The following is a 19,873-nucleotide window of genomic DNA, read 5'->3' on the forward strand; positions in this document are numbered from 1 at the left end:
TTGCTCCATATTTTGGTTCTGGTGCAAATAGGATTTGTTAGAAACATAGGACCTCAATATCCTTTTCATCTTACAGGCTATCAAATGAATCGATAGCCTGTACAGGTGCCTCATTGCTATTATTGTTTTTTAGGAGTGTATTTAATCTGATTGAATACACTTGTAGAGTGCCATACATTTAATCCGGCATAGCCGTCTTTAAATGCATTGTCTACTGTATCAATAACAAGCTTGTCATCCAGATAAACTTTAATACTGTCACCTTTTGTAACAACTCTCAGGTGATAATCTGTGTTTGCTTTTAATTGTAGTTTTCCATTGTCATTGTAAACAGCGAGATCCGTGCCTCTTCCATCGGCAAACTTAACTAGTTTTACCGTGTTATTGAGAACATCAACATTTGCAACATAGGCATTTTTCGCATCTGCATCAGAGCGGAATACTAACGCACCGGCACCGATTGGATTTCCAACTGTATCTTTGGATGGATCGCTTGGGTGGGAATCAGTATCAAGTACTTTAATTTTCGCTTCATACGTAAAATCACTGCCTTTTTCGTTTGAAAGAATAAACGCATCTCCTTGACTTTGACCTTGCTTTCCGGCAATCGTATCGGTCCAAAGACCATTCACTGTTGTCCATCCTGACATTTTTGTATGAACAGGGCTCTTTCCCCAAATGGACTTTAATGGGTAAACATCAAGTGATTTTAATTTGACTTCTCCGCCCTTACTATAAAGCTCTAACCCATTGCTTGACGGAAGCGGAAACAGTTGATCGGTAATAACGCTTGCCCCTTCGTTTCCAAAGACTTCAGCAGATGAGCGATCTAAGAAAATATGCATTTTTACCGTTCCGTCTGTTGAACTCATTGGAGCAGTGTGCTTTCCTTTTACATTCTGTCCAAAGTTAAAGCCTCCGGAATTCGTTCGGTCAACAAATAGTTTCTGGCTGCTTACATCATAACCGATTGTAGCTTGTTCCGTACTTCCTTTACGAACCTGGAGTCCAAACTCCGTTGCTTTTGTACTGGAAACATCAAATTCCGCAATGATTTCAAAAGTATCTCCGGTAATTCCTGAAAGAAGATTACTATTTCCGGAAATTGTCTTATTCTCAAACGATGTTTTCTCTTGATGCTTGCGAATTCCTTGCAAAGAAATTGGTGTTTGTTTTAAACGAAGCCCTTCTGTCGTTTTCGTTAACTCTAATTCCCTAGGCAGCGATGTAGAACTTCTCCATGTCGTAGTTGGTGTATTGTTTGCATACTGCCAGTTGCTCATCCAGCCAAGCCAATACTTCTCCCCGTTTTTACCTTCAATCCCGCTCCATTCTACCCCTGCATAAAAATCTGCACCGTAGTCAGACCACAATGTCTGCTGAGGCGGGTTTTCACTTTTAAATGTTTTTCCGTCGAAATCACCGACAAAGTATTGCATACCTGAGCCGCCAGCTGGCGCACCATCATTAATACTTACTTGCAACACCCATTTTTTGTTGTTCGGATTTCCGTCCACCGGTAGTTGAAATAATGCAGGGCACTCCCATATACCATTGTTACTTCCGTAAGTAGACGCTATCCAGTCACCTGTCACTGTATTCCAGTCAGTTAACTTTCCGTTATCTCTTTGTTCTGCAACCTGAGATTCTTGTTCTTGTGCTACATTGTCAACTTGTGCAGGCATGTTACCCGTATTATATACGTTAACATCATCAATATTAATATGGCCCCAGCCCCCTGTAGCATTATCGACCACTTTGATATATAATACTTCCCCTAAATACTTTGACGCGTCCCACACATAACGTTGATACTTTTCATCAGCAAATTTCGTATTTGCCTGGCGAATCAATTCTTTGTCATCAGAGGCTCTTACTAAGGCAACATAGCGGTTTGCAATGTCATTTCCGCCACCGATTAATAAATTGATTTCACCGGAACCGCTCAGCTTAAAGTAAGAAGAATTCAATTCTCCTGTCGCATCGTCTCCATTATGTTTGTCGGAAAACCCCCATAAATGGTATTTTCCATTTTGTCCAAAGGGACCGCCCCAATATGTTGTCGTGTCGCTCACATGATCGTTTGTAAACGCATCTCCTCTTACCACTTTCCAGCCAGTCAAATCTCCTGTTTCAAAATCGTGATTTTCAATTTCCTTTGCGTCTGTCACAATATATTTGCCTGTATTAACATTTTGGAACAATGCAGAAGAGTTCCCAACATGTAAACCGAACAAACCGCTTGAAAAGGTTGCATCATTTACATCATGAATAAGATTATCGTCTACATATACTTTGATTTGATCACCAGCTGCTTTTACCTTCAGTCGATATTTTTGATCCGTATCGATCTTAGTATTTTTTTCCGCAATCACAGTGGCAGTTCCATTTTCAAGCTTCATTAGCTTGATTGTATCAGTTGAGGCATCCATGCTAGCAACATATCCATTCTTAGCATCTGCATCAGCGCGGAATACAAGAGCACCTGAACCACCCTTATCACCTACAATGGTGATTTCTGTCTCGTAACTAAATTGATCTCCCTGATCTTCACTCATAATAAATCCATCACTGTCAGCGCTTCCACTTTTACCATCATTTGTATCATTCCATGTACCATTTACTGTTTTCCATCCAGACAAGTTCGTCACAAAGTTGGTTTTGTTCATAAATTCCACATTACGAAACGCAGCGGTAGAATTCCATGCCGTTAATCCAAACTGCCCATTTTCAAAGGATGAGTCTGTTCCTTCAACAGCTTGTTTACCATTGAGGGAGACTTTTAAATGGCTTGCCTCTGCCTCCACCTTTACATGATAAGTTTGGGAAGTTTCGAGAGTCATTGACTTTGAAGCAATATCAGTTACCTTTCCCTGATCGATTTTACTTAGCGTTACGAGATCTTTTTCAGCATCCACTTTTGCCATATATGCGCTGGTTGCGTCTTTATTTGAGCGAAAAACAACCCCTCCTGCTCCTTCTCGACCATTTTTTTCAACAAGAGTGATATCCCCTTCTAGCGTAAAAGATCCGCCCTTTTGAGGTGACAAGGTATACGAGTAAGCACCAGGCTGTCCATTTGCTTGAATACCGCCATCAGGACCAAACTCGCTTGCATATTTCCAATTTTTCAAATCTGGAGAAGTATAGAACATCACTCTATCCTTCGCAGCTAGAGACATCACCCATTGATTTGTCTCATCGTACCAAAAAACTTTTGGATCGCGCCAGTCAGGAATCGGGGCATCCGGCATAACAGGATTACCCTCATACTTTTTCCATGTCCTTCCTTTATCATTGCTGTACGCAATACTTTGAACTTGTCCCTTTTCCCCAGAATGAGTAAAGATTGCAACCATTGCTTCTTTACCAAATCCCGCCGTATTGTTCCAATCAATAACCGCACTTCCCGAGAAGATATCCCCATTTTCATCAGGAGATAAGGCAATAGGAAGATGTTCCCAGTGTACTAAATCCGTACTGACAGCATGCCCCCAATGCATCGGTCCCCATGTTGTTCCATATGGATGATACTGATAAAACAAATGATATTCACCCTTATAATAAACCATCCCATTTGGATCATTCATCCAGTTCGCTTCGGGAGAAAAATGAAATTGGTTACGATACGGCTCATTATAATAACCTGGATCTTCTGCAAATGCGTTAGTTGTTAATGGCAAACATAAGACCGTGAAACAAATTAATAGAATACTAAACCTTCTCTTCAGTTTAAACACATCCCAATTAATAGATTTGAAATTCTTATGTGATGTTCTTTGATGAGAATTAAGCTGCACTATTTCCACGTAATCGATCTAATAAAACTGCGGCAACAATTACTCCACCTTTGACTACAAGCTGCCAATAATAGTTAACGTCCATTAGTGTTAAGCCATTACTAATAACGCCCATAATTAATACCCCAATGATCGTTGCTTGTATCTTTCCTTTACCACCTGTTAGACTAGTTCCACCCAAAATAACCGCGGCAATTGCATCTAACTCATACATTTGTCCTGCAGTTGGTTGACCAGAATACAACCTGCCAGCTAAAACGACCCCACCTAAACCTGCTAATAATCCACTGATGGAATACACATTAATTAATGACTTCTCAACCTTAATCCCTGTTAATCGTGCTGCTTCTTCATTTCCACCAATGGCATAAATATGGCGGCCAAACATGGTATACTTTAAAACATAAAACATAACGATATAAACAAAAACCATGATATAGATAGGAGTTGGTATTCCGAAAATAGCTCCGCCGCCAATGAATTTGAACGTTTCATTTTGTAAAACAATCGGATAACCACCACTAATGACATAAGCAAGACCTCGAACATAGGTGAAACTACCTAATGTAACAATAAATGCTGGTAATTTTGTTTTAGCAGTGAAAAATCCATTTATTAGTCCTACTGCATACCCTACAGCCACACCTGATACCATGGCAATAACGGGGTTAACTCCTGCTGAAGAGACCATAACTGAAATAACCCCGGATAAAGCAACTGTTGACCCGACCGACAAATCAATTCCACCAGTTAATATCACAATTGTCATTCCAGCAGCTAGCACAGCAATGATGGAAACTTGCTTTAATACATTTAACATATTGGCCGTTTCTAAGAAATTAGGCGCGGTAAAAGAAAGGACAACGCATAATAAGATTAAAATCATGATCATACCCAATCGATTCCATAATCCGTGAAGGATCTTCCCAACATGAAGGCTTTCTCTTTGTGATATTGTTTGAGTATTTCCCCTCATTTTCTTTACTCCCCCCTAGTAGCTAAGTACATAATTTTTTCCTGTGTGGCTTCTTCTCTCGATAGTTCTCCTGTTAACCTACCTTCGCACATGACGAGGATTCGATCACTAACACCTAATACTTCCGGAAGCTCAGATGAAATCATTAAAACTGCCAAGCCATTTTCGGCAAGCTTCGAAACAATTTTATGTATTTCAGTCTTTGCCCCAATATCCACACCTCTCGTGGGTTCATCAAGCAGTAATACTTTAGGTCCGATGGACAGCCATCTAGCGATCACAACTTTTTGTTGATTACCACCACTTAAGTTCGATACCTGCTGTTCCGGTGAGGCAATTTTTATGTTTAGTTCTTTTATATAACGATCAGCGGTAGCATTCACTTCTTTCCAACTAACAATTCCAGCCTTCGTATGCTTTTTCAACTCTGCCATTAAAATATTCTCTTTTACAGACATAGATAAAAATAATCCTTGCTCTTTCCTGCTTTCAGGTACATGTGCAATCCCATTAGCCATTGCATCTATAGGGGATTGTATTTTAACAGATTTTCCGTCTACAAATATTTCGCCACTTACTAACTCAGATGCACCAAATAGAGCCCTAACTAACTCTGTTCTCCCCGCACCTACAAGCCCTGCTAAACCAATAATTTCACCTGGGTAGATTTTTAACGAAACGTTTTTAACAATGGTGTTATCAGAAACATTTTTCAGTTCTAGTACAGGGGAACTGTTTTTTGAAAGTTTTTTAGGATCAAAAGACTTATCTCGATTAAACAAATCTTTTAAATCACGACCTACCATAAGCTTCACAAGGTGATCGGGGTTTGTCTCTTCAATGGGGCCACTTGCAATCCACTCACCGTCACGTAAGACAGTAAATCTATTAGCAATCGTAAAGATTTCTTCCATTCTATGAGAAATATAAACGATGGCAACACCCTGTTTTTTTAAATCCTCAATAATATCAAATAGTTTCATAATTTCTTTATCTGTTAAAGAGGCTGTTGGTTCATCCATGATAAGAACCTCTGCCTTAAAGGATAATGCTCGGGCGATCTCCACCATTTGTTGTTGAGCCACGCTTAGGGTTGAAACTAATTGGCGGGGGTCAAGATTAGAACCCATTGAATCCAACACCTTTTGTGCACTTTTATGCACCTCTCCCCACTTAACCATCCCTAACCGATTTCTCGGAAAGGTTGAACCCATTAAGATATTTTCACTAATCGTCAAATTGGGAGAAAGGCTTAACTCCTGATGAATAACATTTATACCTTTGTTCCTTGCATCAACAGGATCCTTCCACAAAGTTGGCTGACCTTTAAAATAGATCTTTCCACCATTATTATCAGGTGTATAGATCCCTGCTAAAATTTTCATAAAAGTTGACTTTCCGGCTCCATTCTCACCCATTAAGGCATGTACTTCACCTGGATAAAGTTCAATTTTCACATTGTTTAATACGGTTACACCTGAGAACGTTTTACCAATTCCCTCCATATTTAACACTGGATTTTTATGACCATGTTGAACCTTCAATAACCTTTCTGTAACAGCCATACTTTTATCTCACCCCTTTTTTTAATTTTATAAAAAGGCTGAATAAGGGGTCTTTCCTTATCAGCCCTTTTGATTAGAGGAGGCTTACCACCCTTGGTAAGAATCTAATTTATCTTGAGTAACAAGTTTAACCGGAACTTTAATAAGATCTTCTACATCTTCACCATTTTTTACTTTCATTCCAATTTCAACAGCCTTTTTCACCATATCGCTTGGTGATTGCGCGGAAGTTGCCCTAATAGTACTTCCCTTTTTTGCCATCGCTTCTGTCACTTCAGGAGCACCATCTACACCCACAATGAAAAATTCATCTTTACGATCAGCTTGCTCTTGAGCAATTTCAACACCGATTGCTTCAGGGTCATTGATGGCAAATACGGCGTCAATAGAGCCTGATGGATTCGCTTGTAAAATACTTTCCATAACGGTTAATGCCTTTTCACGATTTCCTTCGCCGTTTTGCTTCGCTACTATTTTAATTTTAGAATCTTTAATAGCATCCTCAAACCCTTTAATACGGTCTGTTACTGCTGAAACAGGAGGTCCATCAATAATAGCAATGTTTCCTTTTCCACCTAATTGTTCAATGACATATTCTCCAGCTAGTTTACCAGCTTGATAGTTATCCGATGTAACAGTAGCATCGACACCACCATCAGCATTCGTATCTACAGCGATTACAGGAATACCAGCGTCTTTTGCCTGTTGAACAGCTGCTGCAATTCCTTTTGTATCAACAGCATTTAATAAAATAACATCTACTTTTTTTGTAATGAAGTTTTCAATTTGAGAAGTTTGTTTTGCGAGATCATATTCAGCACTTTCAACAAAAACATCTGCACCTAATTCTTTCCCTGCTTCTTCAACTCCTTTTGACATGGCAACAAAGAAAGGATTACTTAACGTACCTACCGTTAAACCAATTTTAATCTTTTTGTCCTTTGAGTCTGAAGCGGACGAGCTAGTTTTGTCACTGCTTCCGTTACTGCAGGCTGCCATCATAAGCAACAATAAAACCATGAAAGGTGCCAACACTTTGTACATAGCTTTTTTCATTTTTCTTTCTCCCCTTTTTTCTTTTAATAGTTCCCCTTGCCTCTTCTTGCTCATTTTTGGACACTCAGCGGAAACGTTTCCAATTCTTTGCTTACTTTTTGTACATAGCTTTTTTCATTTTCCTTTCTCCCCTTTTTTCTTTTAATAGTTCCCCTTGCCTCTTCTTGCTCATTTTTGGACACTCAGTTGAAACGTTTCCAATTCTTTGCTTACTTTTTGTACATAGCTTTTTTCATTTTCCTTTCTCCCTTTTTTCTTTTATAGTTCCCCTTGCCTCTTCTTGCTCATTTTTGGACACTCAGTTGAAACGTTTCCAATTCTTTGCTTACTTTTTGTACATAGCTTTTTTCATTTTCCTTTCTCCCTTTTTTTCTTTTATAGTTCCCCTTGCCTCTTCTTGCTCATTTTTGGACACTCAGCGGAAACGTTTCCAATTCTTTGCTTACTTTTTGTACATAGCTTTTTTCATTTTCCTTTCTCCCTTTTTTTCTTTTAATAGTTCCCCTTGCCTCTTCTTGCTCATTTTTGGACACTCAGCGGAAACGTTTCCAATTCTTTGCTTACTTTTAATCATTTGATCATCATATACCTTGGTATTTGATGATCAAATGTGATTATTTATGATTATAATTGATGAATTTGTAAATTACAATGCTTTTTTATTAATTTTTTCCATCAAGTACACATAATACCATTAATGGTTTATTTAACAAATAAAAAACCATATAAAGCTATTTCAGCTTTATATGGTTTAAAAATAGTCATCATACACTATGGACAAACGACATACACATCAATCCCAATTTCTCTAAGTTTCTCCACAAAGGAATCAGGAACACCAGCATCGATAATACATTTATCCACCTCATGAATGTCAGCAAATTTTGCAAAAGCCGCTTTCCCAGCTTTGCTGTGATCTGCCAACAAGATCACTTGTTTTGCAATTTGAATCATTTTCCTCTTCGTTGCCGCCTCAGTAAGATTAGGAGTTGTTAGCCCCTCTTCCGCCTCAATCCCGTTCGTCGCAATAAAAGCCTTATCTACTCTCATCATTGATAATCCCGCTTCGGTAAGCGGACCTACTAGGGCACACATCTCTTTTCGTAAATCCCCCCCTACTATCACAACATCAATTCCTTGAACATCCTGCAACTCTTGAGCAAAAACAAGTGAATTGGTCACTACTGTCAGCTTTGAAAAAGCCCGCAGTTCCTTAACAAGCTGGAAGGTTGTTGTCCCTGCATCAAGCAAAATTGTATCGCCTTCTTCAATAAATTCCAGTGCTTTTCTGGCAATCGCTTTCTTCTCCTCTTGAAACTTATCTTCCTTTTCATTAAATGTTGGTTCAAAGTTGACATTTTGGAGAGCAATAGCTCCCCCATGCGTTCTTCTCAATAGCTTTTCTTCCTCTAGCTCCTTTAAATCTCTGCGCACTGTGGATTCTGATACTTCAAAAAATTGACTCAGCTCTTGAACAGACGCTCTTGAATTTCCTTGAATGTAATCCTTGATTTCCCTTTTCCGCTCTTCGGCATATAACATGAAACATTACACCTCTGTATAATATACTTTTTCTTTCTACCACATCGCATGAGGGCGTTTTCAATGAACGCATTTTTAAGTATACTGCATAATTAAAAGGTTTTGTTTACAAAATTTCATATCTTACTTTTTTTCTACTTAACCATTTGCACATATTGGGGTAGCGCCGTCAAGACCCCATATCCATCAACCTAAAAAAAGAAAACACCCCATGCCTATCAAGCCAAGAAAACAGGGCACCCCCAAAACGATAAAATGACCTTCTTTGTTACAAGAAGGTCTAAAATTTCGTTCCGGGGGACATGGCACCTGAAGAGCCAGTAATTGATCCCAGCTCCCTAACCAAATTCCGAAAACTTAGGCTCAAAGATGTTAATCTTCTTGACCTCCTTATCAATAAGACAGTGGAAATTGCAATTGAAAAAGAGATTATTAAGAGTAAATCCATTATTGTCGATGCAACCCATTCAAGAGCCCGCTATAACCAGATGACACCGAAAGAAGTGCTGATGGAACGATCTAAAAAGTTGAAGAAGGCTGTATATCAGGTTAATGAAGCCATTAAAAAAAGGTTTCCGACTAAAACTAATACAGATGTGCTTGAGGACGAAATTGCCTATTCTCAAGAGTTAATCCAAGTTATAGAGAAGGAAGAGATCCTCCTTCAGTACCCGAAGGTAAAGGAACACCTGAATCTTTTACGAGAAACTATTGAAGACGATTTAGCGCGCCTTCAGAGTTTGAAAGACCCAGATGCCAAGGTAGGACATAAAACTGCCGACTCTGCTTTTTTTGGATATTAGACACATTTGGCAATGAGTGAGGAAAGAATTATTACTGCAGCTGTCATTACTTCTGGAGAAAAAAATGATGGCAAACAACTTCAAACGCTCATTGAAAAAAGTGAGAATGCAGGCGTAAAAGTTGAGACAGTTATTGGTGATGCCGCTTATTCTGAGAAGGATAATATCATTTACACGACAGGGAATAATATTAAATTGGTAGCCAAATTAAATCCAAATATCACTCAAGGAATTCGACAAAAGGAAGACGAATTTGATTTTAATAAAGATGCTGGTATGTATGTTTGTAAGGCAGGACATATGGCAATACGGAAAGCAAAAAATAAAAGATCAAATGAGAAAAAAAATCCACGTGTAACCTATTACTTTGATATTGAGAAATGTAAAATTTGCCCTTTTAGGCCTAGTCACAGGGTTACTGCTCTAGTCCGTCAGATTATTTACATAAAATGTAATTTATCATAACAAGCTCAACTTGGCAGCCCTACTGTACTTTGTCCAAATACCTATACAGTGAGATTTTACTGATTCCAGTCGCTGCTGTAATTTCCTTAATGGTATAGTCCTTACTCTTATACATTTTAACGGCCATTTCTACCGCATATACCCCCATACCCAACGTATACTATGCATGTATTTACTTCTCCTTCCTATAGTTCATAAAAACTATAGTGAAAAGCCCTCCTTTAATTATGAAAGGGCTTCACCTAATTTACTAACCTATTTCTTTTATCTCAATCCTTTAAGTTCCGGTGTTAAGATTGATTTCATCTCTTCCAGAACGGTATCTTCATAGGCATGCTTTTTCCCATTAAGTATGTCTTGAACTTTAACGGGCTGGCCGATTGTTGTAGATTCAAGAGCAGCAAATACAACTCCTAATGCTTCCAGGCCTCTCATCGCACTCGAAATAGGTGTTTTATTTTCAGCAATGGCTTCCCATAATTCTACATAGGAATGGGCGAATGGATGTTCCACGATATTCGGGGCAAACCGCTCAATCAATTCCGGGATCAGAATTTTTTTCCCATCTTCAAGTGTTGCATGAAGCCCAGGGCGAAGGCATCCCTTACTTCCATAAATCCACACACCTCCGGTCCCTTCACCATGGGCTGATGTAGCACACATCCAATGACCGAGTCCTCCATTTGTAAACTTGAAGACCGTAACGGCCGTGTCTTCTCCCGTAGGTTTGACCGTAACATTCCCATTACTTAATTCTTTTTCAAAAATTTCCGTATAGGCAAAAACTTCATCAATCGAACCATTAATCTCAGTAAAAAAGTGAGTTCTATGAACTCCATGATCATTGATCCAGCCCGCCCCTGCTTGACCTTTCATATGCCGCCAAGGTGTACCGGCGAAAAATCCGCGATGCAATGTAACAGTTGCATAATCGATAATGAAAGATACACGACCGATCAGACCTTCTTTTACTGCCTTCGCGATTGCAACATTTTCTGCCCCTAGTACACTTGGTTCAGATAGCGTTAATACTCGATTATACTTCTTAGCATCAGCGATCATTTTCCGGCCAAAAGACGGGGAAATGGAAAGCGGCTTTTGCATTTGTACATGAACCCCTGCTGCAAAGCAATCTTCTGCTACTGTATGATGCAAATCATGATTAATCAGGATGGATACGGCATCTAATTGTTCTTTTTCCAACATCAAACGATATTCCGTATAGACTGCAGGACGGTTGCCTAACCGCTTTTCCACCTCTGAAGCAAACTGCTCAGCCCTTTCCTGCTGAATATCACAAACCGCTGACAATTCAAATGTTTCAATCCCGTTTCTTTTTAACTCTTTCAACCCTTCAACATGTGCCATCGCAATAACACCACAACCAATAAAACCTAGTTTCATTAGACACTCTCCCTTAAACTTATAAAATAGACTAACTTAAAGACTTTTAATCAGCGTATCTTTAAAACTGTTTATTTCCACTTCGGTCGGCAAGGCAGAAATGGCTCCTACTTTCGTGCAGACCATCGCTCCCACTTTATTACTAAAGGAAATGATTTGTTTTAGGTGTGCGAAGTCTTCTAAAACACTTTTCGGTTCTTCTGCTTTCGCCAGCTGGTAAAGCGTTGCTCCTACGAAAGCATCCCCGGCACCGGTGGAATCGATTGCATCAACTACAATACTAGGGATGGTTTCGATGTGATGGTCATTTGAAATCAATGTCCCTTCTTTCCCTAACGTAACGGCTACTGCTATTGCCCCTATTTGATGAAGGGCAGCGATTCCTTCTGTTAAATTATCTGCTCCCGAGATAATCTTTAATTCATCACCACTGACTTTGACAAAATCAGCGATCGCAATTCCCTTTCTTACCAACTCTACAAATTGTTCTCTTCTTCCCTTCCAAAGGTCATGTCTAAAGTTAGGGTCAAATGAGATAAATTTTCCTTTATTTTTGGCATCCTGAATTAAATTTAAATAAGTGGTTTGAAATGGATCATCCAATAAAGCGGTCGCTGAGCCAAAATGTAGAATACTAGATTCCATTATTCTTTCTTTATCCAGATCGTTCTCCGTTAAGAAAGCATCTGCGCCACGGTTAAAAACAAAATCCCTTTCCCCATTTGCTTTTAACGAAACAAATGCTAATGTTGTTGGATGCTCATCATCGAGCACAAGCATGGAGGTATCGACATTCACTTCATCTAATGTTTTCTTTAAAAAAAGTCCGAATGGATCATTGCCAACCTTTCCACTGAAAGAAGCTTGGCCTCCCAATTTCACAATCGCTGCACAAACATTAGCAGGCGCTCCCCCTGCCTGTTTTACAAAATTTTGACCTTCTACTAAATCAATACCTATATCTGTACAGAAAAAATCGATTAATATTTCTCCAATACAAATGACTGATGAATTATTTTTCATTTTAGCTCAACCGTCCTTTCAAATTGTTCTATATAGTAACTTGTTCATGGCCTTGCAAAAACAAAGCTCTAACCTTTAATTAGAGCTCTGCCGAAAAATAAAATTACTTATCACTGGAAGTTAATGATAATTTGCGTTTTTTTTACTTCTTTATTTTATATCAGACGAAAGTGTCCACTGCTGACGCTCTAGTTTCAGATTCAAATCATTAAGTGTCAAAATTCCCTCTCCCGATATTTCGAGTGCCTTGCCATTATGAACAGAAGTGATTCTTACAGTTCCATTATCATTTTTGGTAATTATCCAGCGCTGATTATTATAGCCAAGATAGTTGTACAGCTGAATTTTATTTTGCCCTGTATCCAGATCTATAGCTTTGCCGGCCTCTGTACGTATGGAATAAGAACCATAATCATCACCTGTCGGAATCAAAGTCCAGTTTGTAGCTTTGTCTGCGTCAGCTACGGTCACAGGCTCACCGTTTTGAGAATTAGCAGTATAAATCGCTTTACCTGTTGCTATATTCGTAAAGCTTGTTACGATTAAGTTTGCTTCTGACATATTGCTGACATTGACATTCTGATAGTAAGCTTGACCTCCAAAGACATTTAAACCAAAATGGCCTTCAGCAAAGGTTCCGTCCTGTAAATCCATGATTTTTTGACCATCCACATAAATCTGAATGTGAGGACCCTTTGCTTCGATTTTCACCTTATATGTCTTACTTGGTTGAATAAAGGCATCCACTTTCGCAATGACCATACGGTCCACGAAGAGACCGTCAATCTTGTAAAAAAGGCGAAAAGCCTTCATGGTCGGATCAAGATTGAAGTAATAGCCGCTTCTACCGTCTTCACTTGCCCGGAACAGAATGGAACCTGCTCCTCCCGATTGTCCCAGTTTCATATCTGCTTCATAAGTAAAGTCTCCTGCCGTTTCCTTGGCCATATAGTTTGCATCACTTGTATACGTACCACGGATTCCATTTTCTGTGATGGTCCATTGGGAGGCAGAAAGATCTGCTTTCCATCCAGTGAGATTAGTATAGATTTCACCATCATACACTCTAACAACTACACTTGCTGATGCCTTTCCATTTGCTGCAGAAGCTGTAATAATTGCTTCTCCTTTGCTTCCTGCTTTAAGTACTGCATTGGAGTTAGTGAAGGAGTCAACCCCCACTACATTCGAATCACTAGATGTCCATTTAATTGGCTGAGTTCGCTTTCCTTTTCGGTTCTCCGCGGAAGCAAACAACGTTAGAGCATCGCCAATATTCATCTCTCTTTGATTTGTATCCATTATAATTCTTGTATCCTCATCTGCATTTTGATTCCAAGTATTTGCTAGCGAATGTACCTTTAATGATACAACATTTACATCTCCCCCCTTGGTGAAGAAGTTCATACTGCGACTTGAAGGATCCGGGAAAATAACATCAGAAAAAACAACTTTTCCATCATTAGCAAATACTTCAATGGACGAATCGTCTACAAATATATTCATTTTGATACGTTTATTATCCGGTTTTAAAGAAGCTTCATGTAAAGTGGAAAAAAGGCTGGAGAAATCCTTCTCTCCTGACTCAGCACGATCTACAAATATTTGATTATCTGCTGTTTTGTAGCCCACGACTGTTTTTTGGTCAGCCTCTTCACGAACATGAAAACCAAATTCGGTTAATTTGCTGGTAGAAGGAATTTCAATCTCCGCTTCTATTTCAAATGCTCCTGAAGAGATTCCCTTCAACAAGTTGGAGGCATTAGTCGGATTGACTACCTTGTTCTGTGTCTGGAAAATGGTACTGCGAATCGACTGTAGTTCCTTAATAGGAGCTTGTGCAAGTCTTATCCCTTGATCTGTTTTCACCAATCTTAATTCTCTCGGAATAGTCAGTTCTCCCTTCCAGCCCATAGTTGGAAAAGCGAATGGATAATCCCAGTTGGTCATCCATGCCATTATCACACGACGGTTATCCGGCATATTGGCGAAGGACATAGATGCGTAGAACTCCTTCCCGTAATCCGTTTTCAGTACTTTACCTGCTGTATAGTCATTGACAAATTTACCATCAGCTGTCAAATGCCCTACAAAATACTCCGCATCGGATCCCTGCGTCTTTGGATTTGCACCTGTACTAATCATCAAAACCCATTTTTTCTCTTCCGTACCGTCTACCTGAAGTTCGAAGAGATCAGGGCATTCCCATACACCGCCACGAACATAATTTCCATAACCAAAATTATCAGTAAGCTTCCAATCAATTAGGTTAGTAGAAGTAAAGAAGCGAATGTGATCTCCTCCAGATACAACCATGACCCATCGATTGTTTGCCTCATCTCGGACAACTTTAGGATCACGGAAGTCCCAGCCGCCTGGATTTTCTTCATTCTTGCCCGGATTCTCAATGACAATTGGGTGCTCCGTTGAATATTCCCAAGTACGTCCCTGATCAGTACTGTAGGCAAGACCAATCCGCTGATTACCATTTGTTCCATCCGGATTAAAGGCAGTGTAGTAGGCAATAAGCCCTTTACCACCAGAATTGGTGAATAAACCGGAAGCATTTTTTAGATCTGCTACAGCTGAACCGGACCAAACATGCCCGTAATCATTCCATGGCAAAGCAATAGGGAGACGGTTCCAATTCACCATATCCTTACTTACTGCATGAGCCCAAGTCCCCCCATCTTGATGAAATAAATGATACTCGCCTTCAAAGTAGACGAGCCCATTCGGATCACTTACAGAGCCTCGAGCTGGAGTATAATGATAATCTGGTCGATATTTTTCTTTGTAATAGCTGGATGATGGAACAAGATAAATATCCTGGAAGTAAGCAGAACCTGATGTTACAGAAAATCCGGCAAATCCAGTACTGTAACTCATATCCGCCACTTTTACAGCTGCCTCAGAATATCCATCAACATAAAGTTCGATTTGATTACCGTTTGTTATAATTTCAAGATGGTGTTTGGCACCTTTTTCGGTTATATAGGTGCGGTCAGATGTTTTGAGCACAGTACCGTCCGCCTTCTCCAAATGTGCTTTGACAGTACTTCCTTTTTTCATAAGCACGGCCTGGTAACCAGTTGTTCCTTGTTCATTGGTACGAAATGAAATTGCTGCTTCCGATGGATCTTGATCAAAAGAAATATTTCCTTCAAGCACAAAGTCGCTTGCACTCTTATTGTAGATTTGCTTGGCTTTCACACCATCAACAGCAATTCCCTTCAGACCTTTGATTGCTGGTTCCCAGCTTCCTTCCTTATATAGGGAAGGGCCTAGATTTGCAGAGAGATCACTAACTTTTACATTTTGAAACAACGCTGCTCCATCCCATACATTAAGGCCAAGAAAACCCTTATAATATGTAGCATTATGGACATCAATAATAGGAGCATACTGATTCCCCCAATAAACTTTGATATGATCTCCAACCACCTTCACCTTCAGATGATAGATTCCTCCCTCTTGCAGGTTAACTTGGAATTCCTCTTTTAATTTCTTCTCGTCACGAGCATCACGAAGACGAATGATTCCCGCATTTGGAACGATTTGCAGCATGTACGAGTCCCAGCCATCTTCATTAGAACGGAATACTAGGGTGGCGTCCGCATTCATGTCTATTATTTTTACATCCGATTCATAAATAAAATCTTCAGAATTAACACTTGATATAGCCATTACATTCTCTTTAGGTTCTGAAGTAAGCAAAAGTCCCTGTTCTGTGTCTTCTAACGTGCCTTTCCCTTTAATTTGCCAGTCTGTCAGATTAGTAATTGCTTTGGATACACTTTCAATAATTGTCGCACCCTCCCGCGTTTCTTTACTTCCCGTTTCATTCGATTCGGTTGCCCAGCCTGTTGTAGGATCAACAAGAATCGTGCCCACGGAGGCAGAGATAAGTACGATGGACAAAAATACAGAAGTCCATTTTATCAAAGTTGGTTTCATCCTTTGCCCTCTCTTCCAAAAACAAGGCTCTAACCCAATTAATTCGATTAGAGCTTTGCCTAAAAATAAAGTTACTTCCCCCAAATGGAGTCTAGTTCTGTTAGTTTTAATGAAGACACTCGGATATTTCCTTCGTTTGAAAATAAAACAATTTTCTCATATGGTTGGTTTGGAAAGATTAAGCTAGTAAAAGCTACCTTTCCATCATTTGCAAATACCTCTATTGATGAAGTATCAATAATAATTTGCAGATTTTCCAATTTTACATAGGCTTCTTGTACAGCCGGGAAAGATTCTGAAAAACTATTATCTCCAGCTTTCGTCCGGTCGACTAGTAGCATTTCCTTTTCTGCATCATAACGAATCACTGTATTTACATCTTCAGAGTTTTGAAAAACAATACCAAAAGAATTTGAAGTTTGGTTTTCAAGTTGAATGCTCACTTCCATTAATGGACTGAACATGTTAAAGATTGCAGGTTGGTTTGCTTCAACCGTAAGGTCTTGATAAACCTCTGAACTTTTTCGAATTGTCTCGATTTCCGCTGCCACTTTTTGTATCAAGCGAACTCCAGCCTCGTTGGAAGCTAACGATAATACTCTTGGCAATGTCATCGCACTACGCCAGTCCTCCGTTGGAACCTGGTTGGCATAACGCCAGTTACTCATCCAGCCAATATAAATTCTTCTTCCATCTTCAGCCGGGATATCAGACCAACTTACGCCTGCATAATTATCTCGGCCATAATCCATCCAAAGAATCGTCTCATCTGAATTGTCATTTACAAAGGTAGTTCCATCAAACTGACCAATAAAATACTGGGTCCTTGACCCTTCTTTGAAATCATGGTTATCACCAATGCTGACAAGCAGGACCCATTTTTGGATGCCTTCATCACCATCGACAGGCAATTGAAACAGGTCAGGGCATTCCCAAACGCCATCATGTGACCCAGAATTATTTCCAAATTCACTAGCAAACTCCCAATCTTTTAGGTTTGGAGAGGTGTATATGGTGATGGATTGTCCAGTCGCTAACACCATTACCCATTTATTCGTTTCTTCATGCCAAAAAACCTTTGGATCACGATAATCGGTAATGTTTACATCAGAAAGTACGGGATTTCCTTCGAATTTGGTCCATGTTCTTCCATTGTCGGTACTATAAGCAAGACTTTGACGCTGACGCGGCCTGTCGGAATCTGGATAGTTATCCGCACTTGTATAAATGGCAACCAACCCAGGTCCATTCTGGAATAATCCTGATGTATTATTCCAATCCACTACTGCACTTCCAGAGAAAATTTCACCATGCTCATCTGGAAATAGCGCAATCGGCAGCTGTTCCCAATGAATTAGATTTTTACTAACCGCATGCCCCCAGTGCATTGGGCCCCATGTGGTCCCAAATGGGTGGTATTGATAAAAAAGGTGATACTCATTATTAAAAAAGACCATTCCATTCGGGTCGTTCATCCATTTTTCTTCAGGTGAAAAATGAAACTGCTGACGATATTTTTCTTTATATAGTTGTTTCATCATTTGTCGCTCCTTTTGGTATTTAGATAATGGAATATACCTATTATTTCGAAACAAGGCTGTACGTACTGCCTGTACTGTACAGCCTCAGCCAACCGTTTATTTTGTGTTCCTGTCGTATCCTGCTTGTTTAATCTTTAACCACTCTTGTAATCCTAAGCGGTCTAATTCTTTCAAATATCCATCCCATTCTTTTTCCACTTTTCCATTTTGAATCCATTCGGCCCGTTTTCTCATAACGAAAGCAAACATATCCGTTTCAATTGTTGTAAGTTTATCGCTATCTTCTAATGAGAAGAATACTCTTGGATAAATATTTTCTGCAGTCATATGAGGAGTCATAACATCCTTCATTAATCCTAATCTCCATGCAGCATCATCTGGTTTTGTGGTAACTTTTCCATAATACTCATCTAAAATCGCTAATGGTCCGCCGATATTTGTTTTTTGTCTTAATTCCACTGGTGCTGTACCTGATAAAGGTAAATGTTTTAGCATTCCTGCTGCTTCATCTAATTCAAAGATATTTTGTTGAGTTTTATCACCATACGTACCCCAGTTATCTTGAACTGATTGTTTTGGTTCATATAATTGATCAATCCATTTTGCAGTCAGTTCAATGTTCTTATCCGAACTTGTGATAACCATTCTGCCTCTATCAAATCCCATTCCATTGGTTCTGGCTACATTCACTTGGCCATCTGGACCAGCAAGCGGCTTCATTAGGTCATATTTGTCATTCATTCCAGTAATATTGGCTTTATCCCAAGTGAAATATAAACCATAGCGATTATCTTTGCCTTTTGCTAAATACGTGTTCCAATCTTGTTCAAACGCTTCAACATCGATTAGGCCTTCTTTATATAACTCATTGAGAAATTTAATACCTTCTTTATATCCTTTATCTGATGCTGTAAACGTAACTTTACCATCATTGCTTACAACCGTATGATCCCAGTTTTCACCTAGGCCAAACGATCCAAATAAGAATGCTAAGTCTTCCCCGCCTGCTTGCTTACCAATAAACGACATTGGGATTTCATCCGCTTTTCCGTTGCCATTGGGATCTTTTGTTTTAAAGGCAATCAATACTTGCTTTAATTCTTCTGTGTTTGTCGGCATTTTTAACCCTAATTTATTTAACCATTCCACATTGATCCATGGGAAATCATCAACCGAGTGAATACTTTCTTTTCCTGAACCTAACTCCTCAATCCATGGGAAAGAGTAAATATGTCCATCAGGAGCAGTCATCATTGCTTTATATTCAGGTGCTGCTTCCAAAACCTTTTGCAGGTTAGGCATGTACTTCTCTATTAAATCTTCCACAGGAACAATCGCACCATCTTTTGCAAGTTTTAATAGATCATGGTCATTAAAACCTGCATCGAGGATGGCATCTGGCAGATCACCGCTTGCCATTGCCAGGTTTCTTTTTTCAATAAAAGCATCGGAGGTATAGTTTTTCCACTTAATATGAACGCCCGACTGCTCTTCTAACCGCTTATAAATTAATTTTTTATTAGGGTCAGCTGGAGCTAATGGCGAGCTTTGTGTCATAAAGTTCAATGTCACTTTTTCCTTTAAAGGGAAAGAAACATCCTTTAATTTATACTCTTTTGATGATGCAGTTTCACTTTTGCCACTGTTACTACAGCCTGAAACTAGTAATATCGTAGCAAGTGATGCAGCCATAACTTTTTTTACATTTTTCATATCATTACCCTCCTAAATATTGTGTGTA

General features: G+C 39.3%; 10 protein-coding genes and 2 pseudogenes. 1 reads left to right on the forward strand and 11 read right to left on the reverse strand.

Features of this window, described 5'->3' with window-relative positions:
• Positions 1-119 precede the first annotated feature (119 nt).
• From QF028_RS22930 to QF028_RS22950, 5 genes are all read right to left on the reverse strand, one after another.
• Complete coding sequence (locus QF028_RS22930; protein ID WP_429472472.1) at positions 120-3,731, reverse strand: GH32 C-terminal domain-containing protein; 3,612 nt, start codon at positions 3,729-3,731, stop codon at positions 120-122.
• Between the two features lie 58 nt (positions 3,732-3,789).
• A complete protein-coding gene (locus tag QF028_RS22935) occupies positions 3,790-4,692 on the reverse strand; it encodes an ABC transporter permease (protein WP_429472474.1) in 903 nt (300 codons plus the stop codon).
• 89 nt (positions 4,693-4,781) lie between these two features.
• Positions 4,782-6,341, reverse strand: coding sequence for a sugar ABC transporter ATP-binding protein (locus QF028_RS22940; protein ID WP_429469175.1), 1,560 nt, complete (start codon positions 6,339-6,341; stop codon positions 4,782-4,784).
• A gap of 84 nt (positions 6,342-6,425) precedes the next feature.
• On the reverse strand, positions 6,426-7,397 hold the full coding sequence (locus QF028_RS22945; RefSeq protein WP_429469178.1) for an ABC transporter substrate-binding protein: 972 nt from the start codon (positions 7,395-7,397) through the stop codon (positions 6,426-6,428).
• 771 nt (positions 7,398-8,168) lie between these two features.
• On the reverse strand, positions 8,169-8,939 hold the full coding sequence (locus tag QF028_RS22950) for a DeoR/GlpR family DNA-binding transcription regulator (protein WP_215017083.1): 771 nt from the start codon (positions 8,937-8,939) through the stop codon (positions 8,169-8,171).
• Positions 8,940-9,238: 299 nt separating this feature from the next.
• On the opposite strand from QF028_RS22950, the pseudogene QF028_RS22955 reads away from it, so the two are divergent.
• A pseudogene (locus QF028_RS22955) lies at positions 9,239-10,144 on the forward strand (transposase); the annotation flags it as partial.
• A gap of 82 nt (positions 10,145-10,226) precedes the next feature.
• On the opposite strand, the pseudogene QF028_RS22960 reads toward QF028_RS22955, so the two are convergent.
• The 6 genes and pseudogenes from QF028_RS22960 to QF028_RS22985 form a co-directional block, all read right to left on the reverse strand.
• Positions 10,227-10,340, reverse strand: a pseudogene (locus QF028_RS22960) (helix-turn-helix domain-containing protein); the annotation flags it as partial.
• 131 nt (positions 10,341-10,471) lie between these two features.
• Positions 10,472-11,611 carry a Gfo/Idh/MocA family protein gene (locus QF028_RS22965; protein WP_429469181.1) on the reverse strand — a complete coding sequence of 380 codons (1,140 nt, stop codon included), beginning with the start codon at positions 11,609-11,611 and terminating at the stop codon, positions 10,472-10,474.
• A gap of 36 nt (positions 11,612-11,647) precedes the next feature.
• The gene (locus QF028_RS22970) at positions 11,648-12,634 is read right to left on the reverse strand and encodes a carbohydrate kinase family protein (RefSeq protein WP_429469184.1); all 987 of its coding nucleotides are present in this window, start codon (positions 12,632-12,634) and stop codon (positions 11,648-11,650) included.
• Between the two features lie 150 nt (positions 12,635-12,784).
• Positions 12,785-16,591, reverse strand: coding sequence for a GH32 C-terminal domain-containing protein (locus QF028_RS22975; RefSeq protein WP_429469187.1), 3,807 nt, complete (start codon positions 16,589-16,591; stop codon positions 12,785-12,787).
• Positions 16,592-16,662: 71 nt separating this feature from the next.
• On the reverse strand, positions 16,663-18,132 hold the full coding sequence (locus QF028_RS22980) for a glycoside hydrolase family 32 protein (protein ID WP_429469190.1): 1,470 nt from the start codon (positions 18,130-18,132) through the stop codon (positions 16,663-16,665).
• A gap of 96 nt (positions 18,133-18,228) precedes the next feature.
• Entirely contained in the window at positions 18,229-19,845 is a 1,617-nt protein-coding gene (locus QF028_RS22985; RefSeq protein ID WP_215017073.1) for an ABC transporter substrate-binding protein, read from the reverse strand.
• Between the last annotated feature and the right edge of the window lie 28 nt (positions 19,846-19,873).

The organism is Neobacillus sp. B4I6, assembly GCF_050434045.1.
Lineage (GTDB): Bacteria > Bacillota > Bacilli > Bacillales > Cytobacillaceae > Neobacillus.

Excerpts from the sequence above, each read along its gene's own strand:
- QF028_RS22935 (WP_429472474.1), bottom strand. The coding sequence starts at position 4,692 with ATGATCATGATTTTAATCTTATTATGCGTTGTCCTTTCTTTTACCGCG.
- QF028_RS22940 (WP_429469175.1), bottom strand. The coding sequence starts at position 6,341 with ATGGCTGTTACAGAAAGGTTATTGAAGGTTCAACATGGTCATAAAAAT.
- QF028_RS22945 (WP_429469178.1), bottom strand. The coding sequence starts at position 7,397 with ATGAAAAAAGCTATGTACAAAGTGTTGGCACCTTTCATGGTTTTATTG.
- QF028_RS22965 (WP_429469181.1), bottom strand. The coding sequence starts at position 11,611 with ATGAAACTAGGTTTTATTGGTTGTGGTGTTATTGCGATGGCACATGTT.
- QF028_RS22970 (WP_429469184.1), bottom strand. The coding sequence starts at position 12,634 with ATGAAAAATAATTCATCAGTCATTTGTATTGGAGAAATATTAATCGAT.
- QF028_RS22950 (WP_215017083.1), bottom strand. The coding sequence starts at position 8,939 with ATGTTATATGCCGAAGAGCGGAAAAGGGAAATCAAGGATTACATTCAA.
- QF028_RS22975 (WP_429469187.1), bottom strand. The coding sequence starts at position 16,591 with ATGAAACCAACTTTGATAAAATGGACTTCTGTATTTTTGTCCATCGTA.
- QF028_RS22980 (WP_429469190.1), bottom strand. The coding sequence starts at position 18,132 with ATGATGAAACAACTATATAAAGAAAAATATCGTCAGCAGTTTCATTTT.
- QF028_RS22985 (WP_215017073.1), bottom strand. The coding sequence starts at position 19,845 with ATGAAAAATGTAAAAAAAGTTATGGCTGCATCACTTGCTACGATATTA.